This window comes from Pseudarthrobacter oxydans, from assembly GCF_030812335.1.
GTDB lineage: Bacteria > Actinomycetota > Actinomycetes > Actinomycetales > Micrococcaceae > Arthrobacter > Arthrobacter oxydans_B.
This window is the reverse complement of record NZ_JAUSSN010000009.1, coordinates 232,165-246,336: the sequence shown is the minus strand read 5'-3', so window position 1 is coordinate 246,336 and position 14,172 is coordinate 232,165. Positions and strand designations below refer to the sequence as shown.

Here is a 14,172-nt window from a genome sequence, read left to right as displayed (position 1 = left end):
GTGGAACTGGACTCTAGACAAGCCCCACTCCACCCGGAGGTCTTCTTTTTGTCACCGAACCACGCCGCCTGTCACCAACGTCCGTGGGCAATACAGCTAGCCTTCCTTCTCCACAATGAGCTTGTCAGCAGACCACGTCTGTATCCGGCGGTGGGATGTTTGCCCTTCGGCTGTGGGGAAGGTGATTTGCGCCCGCCCGTTCCCGAGGTCCTCCCAGTGACCTTCAACCGCCTGCCCGCGGTCGTCCGGGCCGCTGCCGTGCCAGACGCACGTACCGTCCGCCCGCAACTCAATTGCGTCCCGCCAGCGAGCGGGCCGGAAGGCGTAGTCGCGGGGGCGGAACACCATTGTCGGGGCAGCATCTTCCTCGTGGGAGTGCAGCCAGATTCCAATAATCTCCGCTGGGGGTCCACTCACAGTTGCACCCGCCAGTTAGGTGTCGTCATCACCCCATCATCCACCGGATGGGATGGCGGCGTCACTGTCCAGTGTCGCGCGGATGCTATCCAGGATCGACTCGGCCCGTTGGTAGTCCCGGCGCAGCCGCTCGACTTCGTGCCGAAGCCGGACTATCTCACCGTCCCCCTGCGCCTGCGAGGGAGCGATTGCCCCAGGGGTCGCCACGGTGGGTGTGGGCTGGGCGGCAGGCAACGCGAACGCCGGCGCGGCCAGGAACGAAGCCCGGGCACCCTCCAGGCAAGCGTCCATCCGCCTTGACTGGCCGTGAGTGAACATAAACATGGCGGCGTCATCCGTGTAGTCCATGTAGTTCATAAACATGTTGCCGTTGGGCCCATTGTTGCAACTGATTTGCGGGAACGGGGGATTGTTGAAGGTGGCGTCGGCCTGGTTGGGCGTGTCATCGACCAGGTCGCTTCCGCTGCATGAGCCGCGGTCGTCGCCCCAAATGTGCCGCAGGTCCAGCCAGTGGCCGATCTCGTGTGTCGCGGTCCGGCCGAGATCAAAGGGCGGCTGTGCCGTGCCACCCGTGCCGAAGCAGAAGTTCGCGATGACCACACCGTCGGTGGTGGGAGGACCGCCAGGGAACTGCGCATATCCGAGGATCACCCGACCGATCGCGTCCCTCAGTTCATTGCACACCCAGACGTTGAGGTAGTCGTCGCTGGGCCATGGGTCTGCCCCGCCAGTCGCACTCGACTTGACGTCGTCGAGCTCAGTCGTGAAGAACTGCAAGGTCGACGGCGTCCGGGTGATCCCTTCGGTCGGATTACCGTCCGGGTCCTGAGACGCAAGCTGGAACTCAATGTTGCAGTCTGCCACCCGGTCCGTCCACACGGCCGGCACCTGTGTCACATCGGGGTTGCTGGCGCGGAAATCCTGGTTGAGGATATCAATCTGGTTTTGGATCTGCGTCACGCTGATGTCCTGGGAAGGATCAGCTGGATTATGCACCACATGAACCACGACCGGGATGATGAGTACGCCCCTGCGCGCGATGCCGCGGGTCTCGTGCTCGTACGCCAGGGCACGGTTATCGATGAGGGCACGACGTTCCTGATAAGTGATGCTCTCGTTCAGTAGCCGGCGGTGCACCTCCATAGTCCCGCACAGTTCACGGATACGCGGGTTCGTGAGGTTCGGCTGGTTTGCGTCGGTCATCGTAAGTTCTCCTTCAGCTGATCGGTCGGGCTATGGATGTCGCTGTCCAGGGCCTGCGCTACGAACAGGAGATTCATCCGCAGGATCTCTAGGGCGAGGTCGATGTCGAGCGTGTCCAGCGTGTCGCGTTCGGTGTGGACCCGGTCATTCGCCGAGTCGGTTCCCTCGATCGTCAGGACGGCCGGGATTCCCAGATCGATGAAGGGCACATGGTCGCTGTTGAAAGGCTCAAGGCTGGTCTGAACGGCCAGCGACGTGTGCGCCTGGGCAATGCCGACGAGCTTCTCGATCACGGCCTGCGACACGGAGGCACCCTCCAGCAGTACGGTCGAATTGCCGGTGTTGCGGCAAGCGATCATGTCCATGTTGACGACGGCGCTGATTCGAGCCCGTTCGGCCGCGTCGAGCCCACTCACGTAGTGACGGCTGCCAAACAGACCCTGCTCCTCGCCACCGAATAGGATGAGCCGGAGGTCATGCCGGCGTGTCCGGTCGGCTAGCGCCTGGCCGATAGCCAGCACGCCGGCGCTACCGGAAGCGTTATCGTCGGCACCTGGCGCTGCTGCCGCCGCCCCTCGCGTATTGACGGAATCCAGGTGCGCGCTGACCAGCACAACGTTCCGGTCTGTGCCTTCCCCGGGGCGGTCTGCTATGAGGTTGCGCGTTGTCCCGCCATGCACCGCGACGGTCTGGATATGGGTGGCATAGCCAAGATCCGTCAGGCGGTCGCTGGCCCAATCGAGTGCGCCGAGGAATTGGGCACTCGTCGAGTGTCGTGTTGGCAGACGGGCCAACGTGCCGAGGTCTTCCTCAAACGCCATGCGGGACAGCTCACCGGCCAGCAAGCCAACCTCCTCCACCGGGGCGGTCGTGTGCCGCGGTCGGGCAGCCCGATGGTCAAACACCACCGTGTCGGGCGGGAGAGGGCGGACGGCGTAACAGGACGCGTGCGGCCCGTCGACGAGCGAGGGCATTCCCGGATCAAGGTCGACAACCAGATATCGGCCCTTGTCCACCACCACCCGAACGTCGGGATGATCCTCCTGGAAGAGGCGGGCAATCTGCGTTACTACATGAAGACGCTGCTTCGGAATGAATAGGCGGCGGGCGGAATCCGCCATTTCGCGGTGAGCGAGGATTTGTCCTGCGAGTGTGGCAGTGGCTCGCACCACGAGCACGTCCCCGAGCCTCGTCCACGTCGCGTCCATGGCCGCGCTCCGGTTCGTGATCATGGCCGTGCTATTCGCATCTGGCGCGTCCAAGACAACCGTTTGGACCAGCTCTTCGCCCTGGACAAATGCCTGCATGAGCGGAACGAGATCTGGCAGGGTTTCCACCTCACCGAGCGGTTGCCCAGGCCCGCGCAAGTGCACAGCGCTCAGCCCAAGACTGCGTGCGGCCAGGACATGCGAAGGATTCTCGGTGACGAACAGCACGTCGTCGAACTCCAAGGTGGGATCGACCTTCGATGTCGCGGCCCGGAAGATCGCTTCGTCGGGCTTGAACACGCCAACCTCGGTGGACAAGGTGACGCGCTCGGCGAGGGGCTCGAAGAACGGCCGGATGCCGAGGTCGTCAAGCAGTTCGTAATACCGCTGCTGGATGATGGGCACGTCCGACGGCTGGCGCGGCATCTCGAAATCCGACACGAGACCCAACAGCGCTGCTGGCCGGCCTCCAGCGCGGAGGGATGCAACAGCCTCCAGCGCCTCCATAGCCCCAGGTAGAAGGACACCATTGCTTTCCAGGGTGTTGCCGAGATCGAACAGGACGAGTTTCACAGCCGGCTCCCAATTCTGGCCCCCAACGCAAGAAGAATCCCTGTCAGCCTCTTCGCGCTGAGTCTTCATCATCTAGCGTTACTCGGGTGTTACTGCCTCAAGGATCCGACCAGCAGGCCGGTCCGCTGCTGGTGAACTCCCGCAGTGGCATAGCCCAAAATCGGGTGCTACCGCTCTATGGACTCGGTACGCTCGGCCCGTCCGTCAACCAAGCGAGGAGCTGGCGGACGCCCTCCGACAGGGACTCCTCGGAATAGCGGCGGCCGTATTGGAGGGACTGCGACAAACTCGAGGACGTCAGCGGTGCCATGGAAACCAAGGATCAAGCGGCGAAGAAGCTGTGCCTGGGGTTGAACGGTGACCAGGCTGCCTGGGCTGAGGGCGCGGCGGCGCTGGAGGCGATGGCTGAGCTAGACCCGGGTGATTGCTGGTCCGCAGTCGCCTACAAAAAGTTGCGGGATGTAGCGGCTTTCCGAAGGCAAAAGCCAGATGTGCCGAAATCGCAAGAGCCTGGAGGACAACAACTACCCGTTCGGAGAATTCTTCTTCCAGGCACCGGCTCCCGTGCCGGGCGAGCCCACCACAGTGAACGTGACGTTCGCCGATGCCGATTGGTCCGTGGAGGGACCCGCATCATTCGAGCGTGCAGCGGACCAGAGCACGTGCCCGCCATCGCCTGCAGCATCCAGTGACGGAGGACAACGGGAACGAGCGATCCGCGTGGTCCCGGGCGCTTGGAGTGGTTTCGGCGATCGGTCCGCCAATCACGGTGGCGACGGCGTTGCTGTTTTACTTCGGCTGGGCGCGAGCGGACGCGCAGGCGGCCCAGATGGGGCCTGAACGTCAGCCTGTTTGGGTATACGGGGCAGGACTACATGCTGATCAGCATCAACGCGCTGTTTTTGCTGCTGGTATGCCTTCTGGTCGCCGGTGTTGTCTGGGTGGCCCTGGACCGCTTGCTGCGCCGCCGGATCGAGGAAGGCCGCGGCCGGGCGATCATCGTACGAAACGCCGGCATTGCCGCCCTAGTCAGTGGGCTCATGGTCGGCATTAGTCTGCTGCAGGCCATCCTCGAGCCTGCGCGGACGGCGCTCTTCACGCCGTACTTGATGGCGCTGGGCGTGCTCGCGGCTACGTGGTGCGTCCGTCTCCGCCGCCTGGGGCTCTTCTGGGGTACAGCTAACTACGCCCAGGCACTGGGCCGGCGGTTGGCCGTTAACTTCGAGCAGGGAGTCCAATACATGCGAGGGCGGAGGTCTATTCACTCAAGCCGCTGGGCATCGGCTCGGAGGCCGTCAAAGAGGTGAAAGTGGGTAGCGGGGACACCGCGGTATACCGATGCGACGGCCTCCGCCTGCTGGTGCTCAGTGGCGGACGCTTCTTCTTCCTGCATGACGGCTGGATTCCGCGGGGACGGAACGGTGATTGTGCTCCCGGACGACAATTCGGTCCGGATCGAGTTCAAGAGATAGTGCTGGGTCGGGCATAGCCAAGGCGGTCGGGCCGCACCAGAGGTGTCTTCAGGGTTGAGGCGGGCGCCGGCGTAAGTTGTAGATAATTGTCCTCATCTGTCTTGTCAGCCCCCGATGCCGGGGGTCGTCCGGGAATCCTCCGCGTCCGGCCACCGGTCATACGACGCCCTGCAAATGCCGATTCTCTACAGTTGTTCTTTGGCGAAGAACGCATAATGTGTATTAACAATCCGTCTCCCACGCTGTCATGTGTTTCTTATCGGCAGTAATTGAGGGTCTGCCATCGATTGCCAACAAATTATTATGGCCCCGGATGAAGGTACCAGCGCGCGTCTGGATCCTTTAGGGACTGGAAGCTAATCGAGCCGCGTGAGCGGGGACTTCCTGGCTGCGGTCCGGCACCAATTCCGAATTGAATCAAGTGGCGCTGAGGCAACTAGCCGTATGCGTGGAAGTTGTCCGAAGTAATCGTTTCTAGGTCGGAACGGGCCAGTCCACGATCGCCGACGAGGAAGCGGGAAACCATGAAGAAGTCGGGCTGGGAATACCCAGGAGCCCATTGCAGTGTTTCGGGTATAGAAAGTTCACTATATTGGCAGAGTTTGGCTTGACTAGCCATCTTTTGATAAATGTCGTCGCTAGGGCCCTTAGGCCCTGATTGCGGGAACAAGTCTTTAGGGTGGCCCCTCATGTGCATTAGCGGTCTGTGTGCTCGGCTAAGGCTATTGCGTTCACAAAACTGCAGTATGCCGAAAGCCATTGACATCCCCTGCCGAAATGCGGATCCTCATGGCTAGAACTATTCCAGCCGGCAGTCACGCTGGATTTGGGGGTACAAATGGGAAGCGGCAACTTTTGCCATTTTCAGCTGAGCCTTTTCCAATCGTGGAAGCTCCGCCGGGACTCGTGCGTTCTGCATGTTGCGGTGCGTCAACAGCGGCTCATCACTGCCTTGGCTATCCACGGTCCCCGACCTCGAAGCTACCTGGTCGGACTCTTGTGGCCGGACAGTTGCGAAAGTCTAGCCATGGAGAGTCTGCGAGTGAGCATGCACCTGGTCTCACGGCACGTCCCGGGGCTACTGGTCAACGGGGGCTCTGAGCTTTCCCTCAGCGAATCGGTGGAGGTCGACTTGCACCGCGTCCGGTCCTGTGTTCGAGAGTTAAGCCAGAACGGGCTCAACGGGAACGTCGCGTCCACACTGGACCTGTTGCGCGACGCCGAACTGCTCCCGGGCTGGTATGACGATTGGGTGCTCTTTGAACAGAGCAGATTGCGGCAGGATCGGCTCCACGCGTTCCACATCATTGGTCGCGAGTCGCTGGCGCGCCGTGACTACGAGAGTGCCCTGGAAGCCTCGGAGGCGGCACTTCAACTTGAACCGCTCTACGAAAGTGCGGTTGGACTTCTCATTCAGGCTCAAAAGCAGCAGGGCAACAATGCTGCCGCGGCTCGGGCCTTCGAAGAGTATCGAGCGAAGCTGAACGAGGACATGGGCCTTGCGCCGTCGGAGGGCATTCGGCGCCTCGTCGCTGACGTTTTGTGAGAGCCGGGCCGGCATGACACTGACTCGTCATCTTGGTGGTTGCCACATGGTCGCCGTCGATTCTGGTGAACCATCCTTTCACTGGGCGTAATTCCTAAACATCAGGGAGGTAGCATAGCCACGTGCTCACCGCTGCGACTACTTCCTCCTGGCCGCGAGCATAACTAACCCTAGGTTCGCCGCCTTCCCTTTTCGAGCCCTCGGAGCCGCCGGAATGCACCTTGCTCATCACAATCAGCCCCTCTCGATCCGGCCACGAAGTGGCGCCGTTGATCTGGCTAACCAACATTTGGCAGCTTAGTCTCACTTATCAGTCTCCCAGAACCATCTCTGGATTTTCTGGTACAGGCCTCGATATTGCCAGCCCTTCCATCTGTGGCCCTGGGATTGGGTGCCGTTCTGATGGAGGAATCACTGCTGGTGGCAGGGGCCAGAGTGCAACTTGGGGAACCGGCCGGAATCGAGGCTTTATGCAGCACCCGATCCGTACGGACGCGTGATCGCTTCGAGGAAATGCCCGTCCGGATCCGCGAAGTAGACGCCACGTCCGCCGTCGTTGTGGTTGATTTGCTGCGGGCGGGACCGTCCCGGGTCTGCCCAGTAGGGGATGCCCTGGGCCTGAATCCTTGCGAAGATTCCGTCAAAGTCCTCCTCGCTGACCAGGAAGGCGTAGTGCTGCGGGGAGATGGGCCGGTCTGCCGTGGCGAAATCGAGGGCCACTCCGTGGTCGAGGGGCACGGTCATGAAAGACCACATGGCTTGGGGTTTCGGCAGTCCGAGCACGTTGGCCAGGAACTCCGCCGAACGGCGCTTGTCCGTCGCGTAGACGATGGTGTGGTTGAAAGTGACCGTCATGGTGACCTCCTCGGGTGATTGGTCTGCGACCTTCTACGCCCAGCGCCCTTCAGATTTCAAGAGCGGCCGCTCGGTCCTTGGAACCTTCATGCGTCAGCATCAGGGAATTCGGGCTATCAGGGGCTGATCAGGCCTTAGCGATCGGCAGCACCAGCATGTAGCCGGTCGGCAGATCGCTGCTCCAGCGTCGCGGCTCGCGAACGACGAACTGCGTCGCCAACTGTTCGGGGGTGAGCAGGGCGTTGGGCGCGGGGGACGGTCCCCACCGGTCGTCGCCGTACGGGTAGAGCGGATCCTGGACACGGATGCCCGTGACCGGAAAATCCGGGAACTGGTCGGGATCACCGAGTGACTCGAAGCCGCTCATCACCCATACGTGGCGCCCGCGCCACATGACCAGCCCGACCGGCCGGTCCGTGTCGGCAATGGCGCGCGCCGCGGTCTGCAGCGCTTCCTCATAGTCGGCGACGCTCACAACGGCGTACGGCCCCATCCCAACCTCCGTTAGCACCTCCGCCCAACCCAAGGGATTGGCACCGTTGAACGAGTTGAACGACCGCGCCCGGGCCATCTCCCACAGCTCCCCCTGCTGGACGCGATCGGACCACGTGCCGGCCCCGGTGTCGTCGATGAGGTTGTGCATCATCTGGATGCTCGCCGCCACACACCAGTCAAAGGTGTACTGCGGCACGAAGTCCCCCTCCTGGTAGAGGTTGAGCGCAAACGCCTGGGGCGCCGGGGGCGGCGTGGAAACCGGCGTCGGAGTGGGGGACGGGGGCCGGTGAGGAGCGTGGACGTCATCGCGTGCGGCCGGCGGGGCCGAGGAGGTCTGGATCGGTGGAACGGTGGTGGCCTCATCGAGTCTGATCGTTGGCGCGCAGGCCGAGATGAGGGTCGCTATGATGACGAACCAGACCAGAAGTCGGGGCGGGGCACCGATCATGATCGATCCAGTTTATCGCGACGCGTCCGGAACGCATCATGCCAGCGATGGCACCCGGGGCCTCAATGCCATCAGCGACCCGGGTGGTCCCCGGATCCAGGAATGCTCCCGGAGGCGGGGTGTGGCCCGCAAAGTCCCGTTGACCGGTGGATGAAAGTCCGGGGGCCTGGAGTGGAACTTGGGGGACCGCAGCAGCTGATGTGGCGATTCGGTCACGGCACCCGGCGGGAATTTTCGGTCCGGGCCGGCGTTAGGTCTGAGTATGAAAGCAATCGTGTACCGTGCCACCGGCGATCCGTCTGTTCTCGAGCTCGTCAACCGCGAGAACCGGGACCCGGGGCGCGGGGAGGTGCGCGTGCGGATCATGGTCTCCGCAGTGAACCCCACCGACTGGAAGTCGCGCCGCGGCGCCAAACCGGGCGAGCCCTTGCCCTTCGCGGAGGTCGTGCCGAACCAAGACGGCGCAGGAGTGGTGGACGCCGTCGGACCGGGCGTCGAGCATCTCCACGTCGGTGACAGGGTCTGGGTGGCCTTGGCCGCCTACCAGCGCGCCGACGGCGGGACAGCCCAAGAGTTCGCCGTCCTGCCGGCCGAGCGGGTCTTTCCGCTGCCGGAGAACGCCGGGTTCGACCTCGGCGCAAGCCTTGGCGTTCCCGCGATCACCGCCCACCGGGCCCTGACCATCGCCGAGGACGGCCCGCGGCGGCTCCGCCCGGGAGCCTTGGACGGCAAGGTAGTTCTCGTTGCTGGAGGGGCAGGCGCCGTGGGCCATGCGGCGATCCAGCTCGCCAAGTGGGCCGGCGCCGTCGTGGTCACGACCGTGAGCGGACCGGCGAAGGCTGCACTGGCCACGGCCGCCGGCGCCGATCACGTCATCAATTACCGGGAAACCCACGCCGCCGCGGAGATCCGGCGGATCGCTCCCGAGGGCGTCGACCAGATCGTGGAGGTGGCACCCGCGCAGAACGCGGAACTCGACCTGGCAGTGATCCGCAACCGCGGCTCAGTCGCGGTCTACGCCAACAACGGCGGCGATCAGGTGAGCCTGGACGTGCGCAGGCATTTCAGCCTCAATATCCGCTACCAGTTCGTGTTGCTGTACACCGTTGGCATGGCGGCGGTGCACGCCGCCGCCGAGGACATCAATGCGGCCATCGCCGACGGCGCCCTTCCGGTGGGAGAGGCCGCAGGCCTGCCGCTGCATCGCTTTGACCTGGCTGACACGGCTGCGGCCCACACTGCGGTGGAAGAGAGCATCGTCGGCAAGGTGCTGATCGATGTGTCAGCAGGCTAGCCGATAACGCTCCGGGGGCCTCTCGTGGATCATCACGCCGTGCAGCCGCGGGACGGAGCGGGCCGAGTAGTCCGGACCGCTCGGCGAACCTGTCGAGTTTGGTGACCGGGTGTCTCCCTGCTGGACAGCCGCCGGGTTCTCGTACAGCCTCCTGGACGACGCCCAAACAGCACTGGATCTGGCTGAGGCTGTTGTCGGTGTGCGTCCGCGTTTCAGTTCGACGACGAGCTGCCGAGTCCGGTCCGGTCCCTTATCAGGAGTCGCCGCACCACCCGGCGCTTCCGGATAACTCAGTGCGACCCTCGTGCTGCCGACGGCTTTCCGAACCTTGGGAGCCGAGCTTTTCCGGGGTACGTGACTGAACAAGCCCGAAATCACGCCTGTTGCTGGGCCGCGGGCCGCGGTCCGGTCGGCGTTTTCGTGAGGGATGTTCCGGAGCATCCAGGTGGAAAGCCAGATGATAGCCACGGCCAGGCCGATCAGACCCAGGTGCAGCACAGTCTCCGGAAGATAGTGCGCAAGGCGATGGGAATTGCAGGTACCCGAACCGGCGCCGAAGGCGGATTTGTCAGTGAAACGCTTGCGAGTGGTCATGGGGATCCTTTCCGGGGACTGCGGGAGGGCAAGGTCTGCCGTGACCGGCTGTGTTGCCTTTAGAGAAGGGCGGGGAAAGCGGTGCGGCGTCCGCAGATGGTCAGCATGAGAGCGGCCAGGCCGGCGACGATCATCACGACCGCAAGTACCAGGCCGCTGAAATTTGTCAGCAGGGCGGCGCCGAGGATGCCGGCGGTGAAGATGGCGAGGTTGAAAGCCACGGGCAGGAACCAGTTCGCGACGTCCGAGTCCGCGCCTCCGGTGGTGGTGAGGGCGGCTTGGAGCTGGGCTGCCGCCCCGCCGAACGTGATCCCCCACAGCACGGTCGCGGCGATGATCGCCGGGGGCGATGTGTGGCCGAGCAACAGCACCACCGCGGCGGTGATGAACAGGGCGACGCTTCCGTGGAGCAACAGACGGGGATGGCGGTCCAGGAGCGCGCCCGTGATGACGATTCCGGCGATCGAGGCGACCCCGAAGAGGAAGAGTTCGACGTCGACGCTGAGGGGCGCGATGGCAGCGATGATCACACCGGCGATTACGGCCGCCGCGGTGAGCCCGGCGAAGGCCCACCTCCAGTCGAATGTCGTTCCGAGCCAGGACCCCAGGGGTGTGCCGAAAGCGAATCCGACTGGTGCCGCGACGGAGACGATCCCCAGCGACAGCCCTGCTAGGGAGGGCGGGCTGATCTTCCGGCCATAGGCGGCAGCATTCCCCAGATGATTCCCGAGAACGCGCCGGCGACGAAACGCGACACGAGCGACAGGCGGGCGTCCACTGATTCCAGCCCCAGGAACGCGAGTGCGTGCGACTGCTGCCAGCGGCGGAAAGGACTAGCGAGGCTTCCTCCCGCAAGGATGCGTCCGACCAGAAACTTGGTACCAGGACGATGTCCATGACGGGACCCTACTCCTGCGGAAGGACGAAATTCCCGGGGGAAAGGCCGGGCGGAAAGCCCGGGGCTTCCCTGAAACGAAAGGTAAAAGTAAAGTTCGCGGCATAGCCAGTGAATCGGACTTCATCCTTCATCCGAGAGCGAGCCCACATGGACCGGCCAGAAAAGCGCGGTGTCCAGCGCTTCAACATCACTAAGAACTCAACCGTTGTGCAGGGCGTGACGGGATGAGCAGTCCGTCCTCTTCCTCCGCCGAACCAGTGAAGCGCGAGACTTTTTCCACGCGCAGGCTGTTCATCCTTTCGGCCATCGGTTCAGCTGTGGGTCTGGGCAACATCTGGCGCTTCCCGTACATCGCCTATGACAACGGCGGCGGCGCCTTCCTGATCCCGTACCTGGTGGCGTTGCTGACAGCAGGCATCCCGCTGCTGTTCCTGGACTATGCCGTGGGGCACAAATTCCGCGGCTCCGCCCCGCTTGCCTACCGCCGGCTCCACAGGGCGGCCGAGCCGCTGGGGTGGTGGCAGGTGCTGGTCTGCTTCGTCATCGCAGCCTACTATGCGGTGATTGTCGCGTGGTCCCTGATGTACACCATCTTTTCCTTCACCGAGGCATGGGGCGACGACGCCGAGGGCTACTTCTTCGGGACATTCCTCAAGGTCTCCGAGGCGCCGGGTGTCGGCTTCAATTACGTGCCGTCCGTCTTCTTCCCGCTGCTGCTGATCTGGACCGTTGTCATCATCATCATGGTGGCCGGAATCCGCAAGGGAATCTCACGCGCCAACTCAATTCTGCTCCCGCTGCTGATGGTGATGTTCTTGCTGCTGGTGGTCCAGTCGCTGTTCCTGCCGGGTGCTGCCGAAGGCCTCAACGCCTTCTTCACCCCCGACTGGGCCGCCTTGGCCGATCCGTCAGTATGGGCTGCTGCCTACGGACATATCTTCTTCTCGCTGTCGGTAGGCTACGGCATCATGGTCACCTACTCCTCCTACCTGAAGCGCAGGACCGACCTGACCGGTTCCGGCATGGTGGTCGCGTTTTCGAATTCGGGATTCGAGATCCTGGCCGGCATCGGCGTGTTCGCCGCACTGGGGTTCATGGCCCAGGCCGCCGGAGCCGGCGTAAACGATGTTGTCACCCAAGGCATCGGGCTGGCGTTCGTAGCGTTCCCCACCATTGTTTCCCAGGCGCCGCTCGGGGCGCTCATGGGGGTGCTGTTCTTTGGATCCCTGGTTTTCGCGGGGGTTACATCACTGATCTCCGTCCTGGAGGTCATCGTGGCCGCGGTGCAGGACAAGCTGGGCTGGGGGCGGGTCAGGACTTCACTAGTGGTCAGCGGGCTGGTCGCGGCCGTGTCGCTGGCACTCTTCCCGACGGCAACGGGCCTATACCTCCTGGACACCTCCGATGCTTTCGTCAACAGCTTTGGCATCACGCTCGGGGCGCTGGTGACCGTGGTGGTCCTGGCATGGTTCCTGCGTAAGCTCCCACTGCTGTCGGCCCACCTCAACCGCACTTCGACGATCAAGATGCGCGGGGCGTGGATGGTGCTGGTGGCCGGGGTGGTGCCACTTGCGCTGATCTACCTGGTGTTCAACGAATTCATCAGCAAGATCTCCGCCACCTACGAGGGCTATCCCGAGTGGTTTGTGGGCCTGTTCGGCTGGGGCATGGCTGGCGGGCTCGTGGTCCTGGCTCTGGTATTGACGTTCATCCCCTGGAGCCGCAAATCCAAGGCCCACCATGACCCGGAGTATCAATCCATGATCGACGAGGACGAAGCGGAGGCAGCACGATGACACCGATCGCAATCACCATGATGATCATTGCCATCCTCACGGTGTGGGGCGGCCTGGCGGTTGCATTGCTCAACCTCAAGCGTCACCCCGAGGATGAAGGCGCGCTACCCGAGGAGCACGCACCGGAGCTTTGACCGGCGGGTCATGGACGTGCCTGCCACAAAACGAGCAGGGCCCTGCGCCTTCGTGAGAATCGATATCGACCCTAAGGAGGACTAACGTGACCGGTAAACGCTCGCTCCCTGAGTCTCGGGTTCCAGAATCCCGCGATGCACCCCCGCTCCGCTGGGGGATCATGGGTCCCGGCTGGATTGCGGAACGCTTTACGGAATCCGTGCAGGCGCACACCTCGCAGGTGATTGCCGCGGTCGGCTCCCGCTCCCTGGACCGTTCCGAGGCGTTTGCCGGTCGACACGGCGTCCCCGCAGCCTTTGGCAGCTATGAGGAACTGGCGGCCTCCGACGTCGACGTCATCTACGTGGCCACGCCGCACAATTTCCACTACGAGGCTGCTCTCATGGCGCTCGACGCCGGCAAGCATGTCCTGGTTGAAAAGCCGATCGGCATCAATCGCGAACAGGCGGCAGGCATCGCCCGCCGGGCAGCCGGGACCGGCCTGTTCGCCGCCGAAGCCATGTGGACATTCTTCCTGCCCAAGTTCGACGTCATCCGCCAGGTGCTCGACTCCGCGATGCTCGGGGACCTCACAACGGTCTTTGCTGAATACGGCGAGTACTTCGACCGAAACCACCGGATCTTCGACCCGGCCCTGGCAGGCGGCCCGCTGCTGGACCTCGGGACCTATCCGCTTGCGCTCATCACGTCCGTCCTCGGCGAACCGGACCGCCTCCTGGCGCTCGGTGAACCGCACGAATCCGGTGTCAATGCCCAGCTTTCCGCTGTTATGTCCTTTGCCGGCGGACGCCAGGCCATGATGAACACCCAGTTGTACAATTTCACGCCGACCTCGGCCACTATCGTGGGCACGGAGGCCTCCCTGACCATCGACGGGCCGTTCAATATGCCTGGCGGCTTTACCATCCGCTTCCCGGACGGCACCCAGCTGGCCTATGAAGAGCCGGTCGGAACGCAAGTTGACGGCCTGCACTACGAGGCTGCCGCCGTCGCCGGTGCCATTGCGGCGGGGCAACTGGAGGTGCCGCAGCGGCCGCCCGCCGAATCCATCCGGACCATGGCGGTAGCCGACGCTATCAGGAACCAGCTCGGAATCGAGTTCCCGGGCGAACGGCCACGGAAGCCATGAACCGCACAGCATCCCGCTCGTCTGGGGATTTTGCTTCAGCGTGTGGACATTGACCCTGGTCGGGTCTCTCTGACGCTTGCTGCGGCTGGGGCCTGGCCGAATGTCTCCT

11 protein-coding genes are annotated in these 14,172 nt (G+C 63.4%); 6 read left to right on the top strand and 5 right to left on the bottom strand.

The genetic code is table 11. The features are described 5' to 3' along the window. Window positions 1–453: 453 nt before the first annotated feature. Both J2W14_RS16185 and J2W14_RS16180 read right to left on the bottom strand, forming a co-directional pair. Window positions 454–1,620 carry a zinc metalloprotease gene (locus J2W14_RS16185; RefSeq protein WP_307464362.1) on the bottom strand — a complete coding sequence of 389 codons (1,167 nt, stop codon included), beginning with the start codon at window positions 1,618–1,620 and terminating at the stop codon, window positions 454–456. Next, a complete protein-coding gene (locus J2W14_RS16180; RefSeq protein ID WP_307464361.1) occupies window positions 1,617–3,401 on the bottom strand; it encodes a M20/M25/M40 family metallo-hydrolase in 1,785 nt (594 codons plus the stop codon). The genes J2W14_RS16185 and J2W14_RS16180 overlap by 4 nt, the downstream gene beginning before the upstream one ends. 875 nt (window positions 3,402–4,276) lie before the next feature. Between J2W14_RS16180 and J2W14_RS16175 the strand changes: the two genes are divergently transcribed. Both J2W14_RS16175 and J2W14_RS16170 read left to right on the top strand, forming a co-directional pair. Next, entirely contained in the window at window positions 4,277–4,708 is a 432-nt protein-coding gene (locus J2W14_RS16175) for a hypothetical protein (protein ID WP_307464359.1), read from the top strand. Between the two features lie 1,213 nt (window positions 4,709–5,921). Beyond that, the gene (locus tag J2W14_RS16170) at window positions 5,922–6,419 is read left to right on the top strand and encodes a bacterial transcriptional activator domain-containing protein (RefSeq protein ID WP_307464383.1); all 498 of its coding nucleotides are present in this window, start codon (window positions 5,922–5,924) and stop codon (window positions 6,417–6,419) included. 468 nt (window positions 6,420–6,887) lie between these two features. Here J2W14_RS16170 and J2W14_RS16165 read toward each other — a convergent pair whose 3' ends face one another. Beyond that, a complete protein-coding gene (locus J2W14_RS16165; RefSeq protein ID WP_078029527.1) occupies window positions 6,888–7,274 on the bottom strand; it encodes a VOC family protein in 387 nt (128 codons plus the stop codon). A gap of 127 nt (window positions 7,275–7,401) precedes the next feature. Further along, window positions 7,402–8,217 (bottom strand): hypothetical protein, encoded by an 816-nt coding sequence (locus J2W14_RS16160; protein ID WP_307464356.1) that lies wholly within the window; start codon window positions 8,215–8,217, stop codon window positions 7,402–7,404. A 262-nt stretch (window positions 8,218–8,479) separates the two neighbouring features. On the opposite strand from J2W14_RS16160, the gene J2W14_RS16155 reads away from it, so the two are divergent. Further along, on the top strand, window positions 8,480–9,511 hold the full coding sequence (locus tag J2W14_RS16155) for an NADPH:quinone reductase (protein ID WP_307464354.1): 1,032 nt from the start codon (window positions 8,480–8,482) through the stop codon (window positions 9,509–9,511). 653 nt (window positions 9,512–10,164) lie between these two features. Here the strand turns inward: J2W14_RS16155 and J2W14_RS16150 are convergent. Further along, the gene (locus J2W14_RS16150) at window positions 10,165–10,635 is read right to left on the bottom strand and encodes a hypothetical protein (protein WP_307464352.1); all 471 of its coding nucleotides are present in this window, start codon (window positions 10,633–10,635) and stop codon (window positions 10,165–10,167) included. A gap of 592 nt (window positions 10,636–11,227) precedes the next feature. Between J2W14_RS16150 and J2W14_RS16145 the strand changes: the two genes are divergently transcribed. The 3 genes from J2W14_RS16145 (at window position 11,228) to J2W14_RS16135 (ending at window position 14,063) form a co-directional block, all read left to right on the top strand. Then, window positions 11,228–12,799 (top strand): sodium-dependent transporter, encoded by a 1,572-nt coding sequence (locus J2W14_RS16145; protein WP_307464351.1) that lies wholly within the window; start codon window positions 11,228–11,230, stop codon window positions 12,797–12,799. Next, window positions 12,796–12,933, top strand: coding sequence for a methionine/alanine import family NSS transporter small subunit (locus tag J2W14_RS16140; RefSeq protein WP_307464348.1), 138 nt, complete (start codon window positions 12,796–12,798; stop codon window positions 12,931–12,933). Before J2W14_RS16145 ends, J2W14_RS16140 begins: the two co-directional genes overlap by 4 nt. 86 nt (window positions 12,934–13,019) lie before the next feature. Beyond that, complete coding sequence (locus tag J2W14_RS16135; RefSeq protein WP_307464347.1) at window positions 13,020–14,063, top strand: Gfo/Idh/MocA family protein; 1,044 nt, start codon at window positions 13,020–13,022, stop codon at window positions 14,061–14,063. Window positions 14,064–14,172: the final 109 nt, after the last annotated feature.

What these genes read in the sequence shown, in the direction of transcription:
- J2W14_RS16165 (WP_078029527.1), bottom strand. Translation starts at nt 7,274, where the DNA reads ATGACGGTCACTTTCAACCACACCATCGTCTACGCGACGGACAAGCGC.
- J2W14_RS16155 (WP_307464354.1), top strand. Translation starts at nt 8,480, where the DNA reads ATGAAAGCAATCGTGTACCGTGCCACCGGCGATCCGTCTGTTCTCGAG.
- J2W14_RS16145 (WP_307464351.1), top strand. Translation starts at nt 11,228, where the DNA reads ATGAGCAGTCCGTCCTCTTCCTCCGCCGAACCAGTGAAGCGCGAGACT.
- J2W14_RS16185 (WP_307464362.1), bottom strand. Translation starts at nt 1,620, where the DNA reads ATGACCGACGCAAACCAGCCGAACCTCACGAACCCGCGTATCCGTGAA.
- J2W14_RS16140 (WP_307464348.1), top strand. Translation starts at nt 12,796, where the DNA reads ATGACACCGATCGCAATCACCATGATGATCATTGCCATCCTCACGGTG.
- J2W14_RS16170 (WP_307464383.1), top strand. Translation starts at nt 5,922, where the DNA reads ATGCACCTGGTCTCACGGCACGTCCCGGGGCTACTGGTCAACGGGGGC.
- J2W14_RS16160 (WP_307464356.1), bottom strand. Translation starts at nt 8,217, where the DNA reads ATGATCGGTGCCCCGCCCCGACTTCTGGTCTGGTTCGTCATCATAGCG.
- J2W14_RS16175 (WP_307464359.1), top strand. Translation starts at nt 4,277, where the DNA reads ATGCTGATCAGCATCAACGCGCTGTTTTTGCTGCTGGTATGCCTTCTG.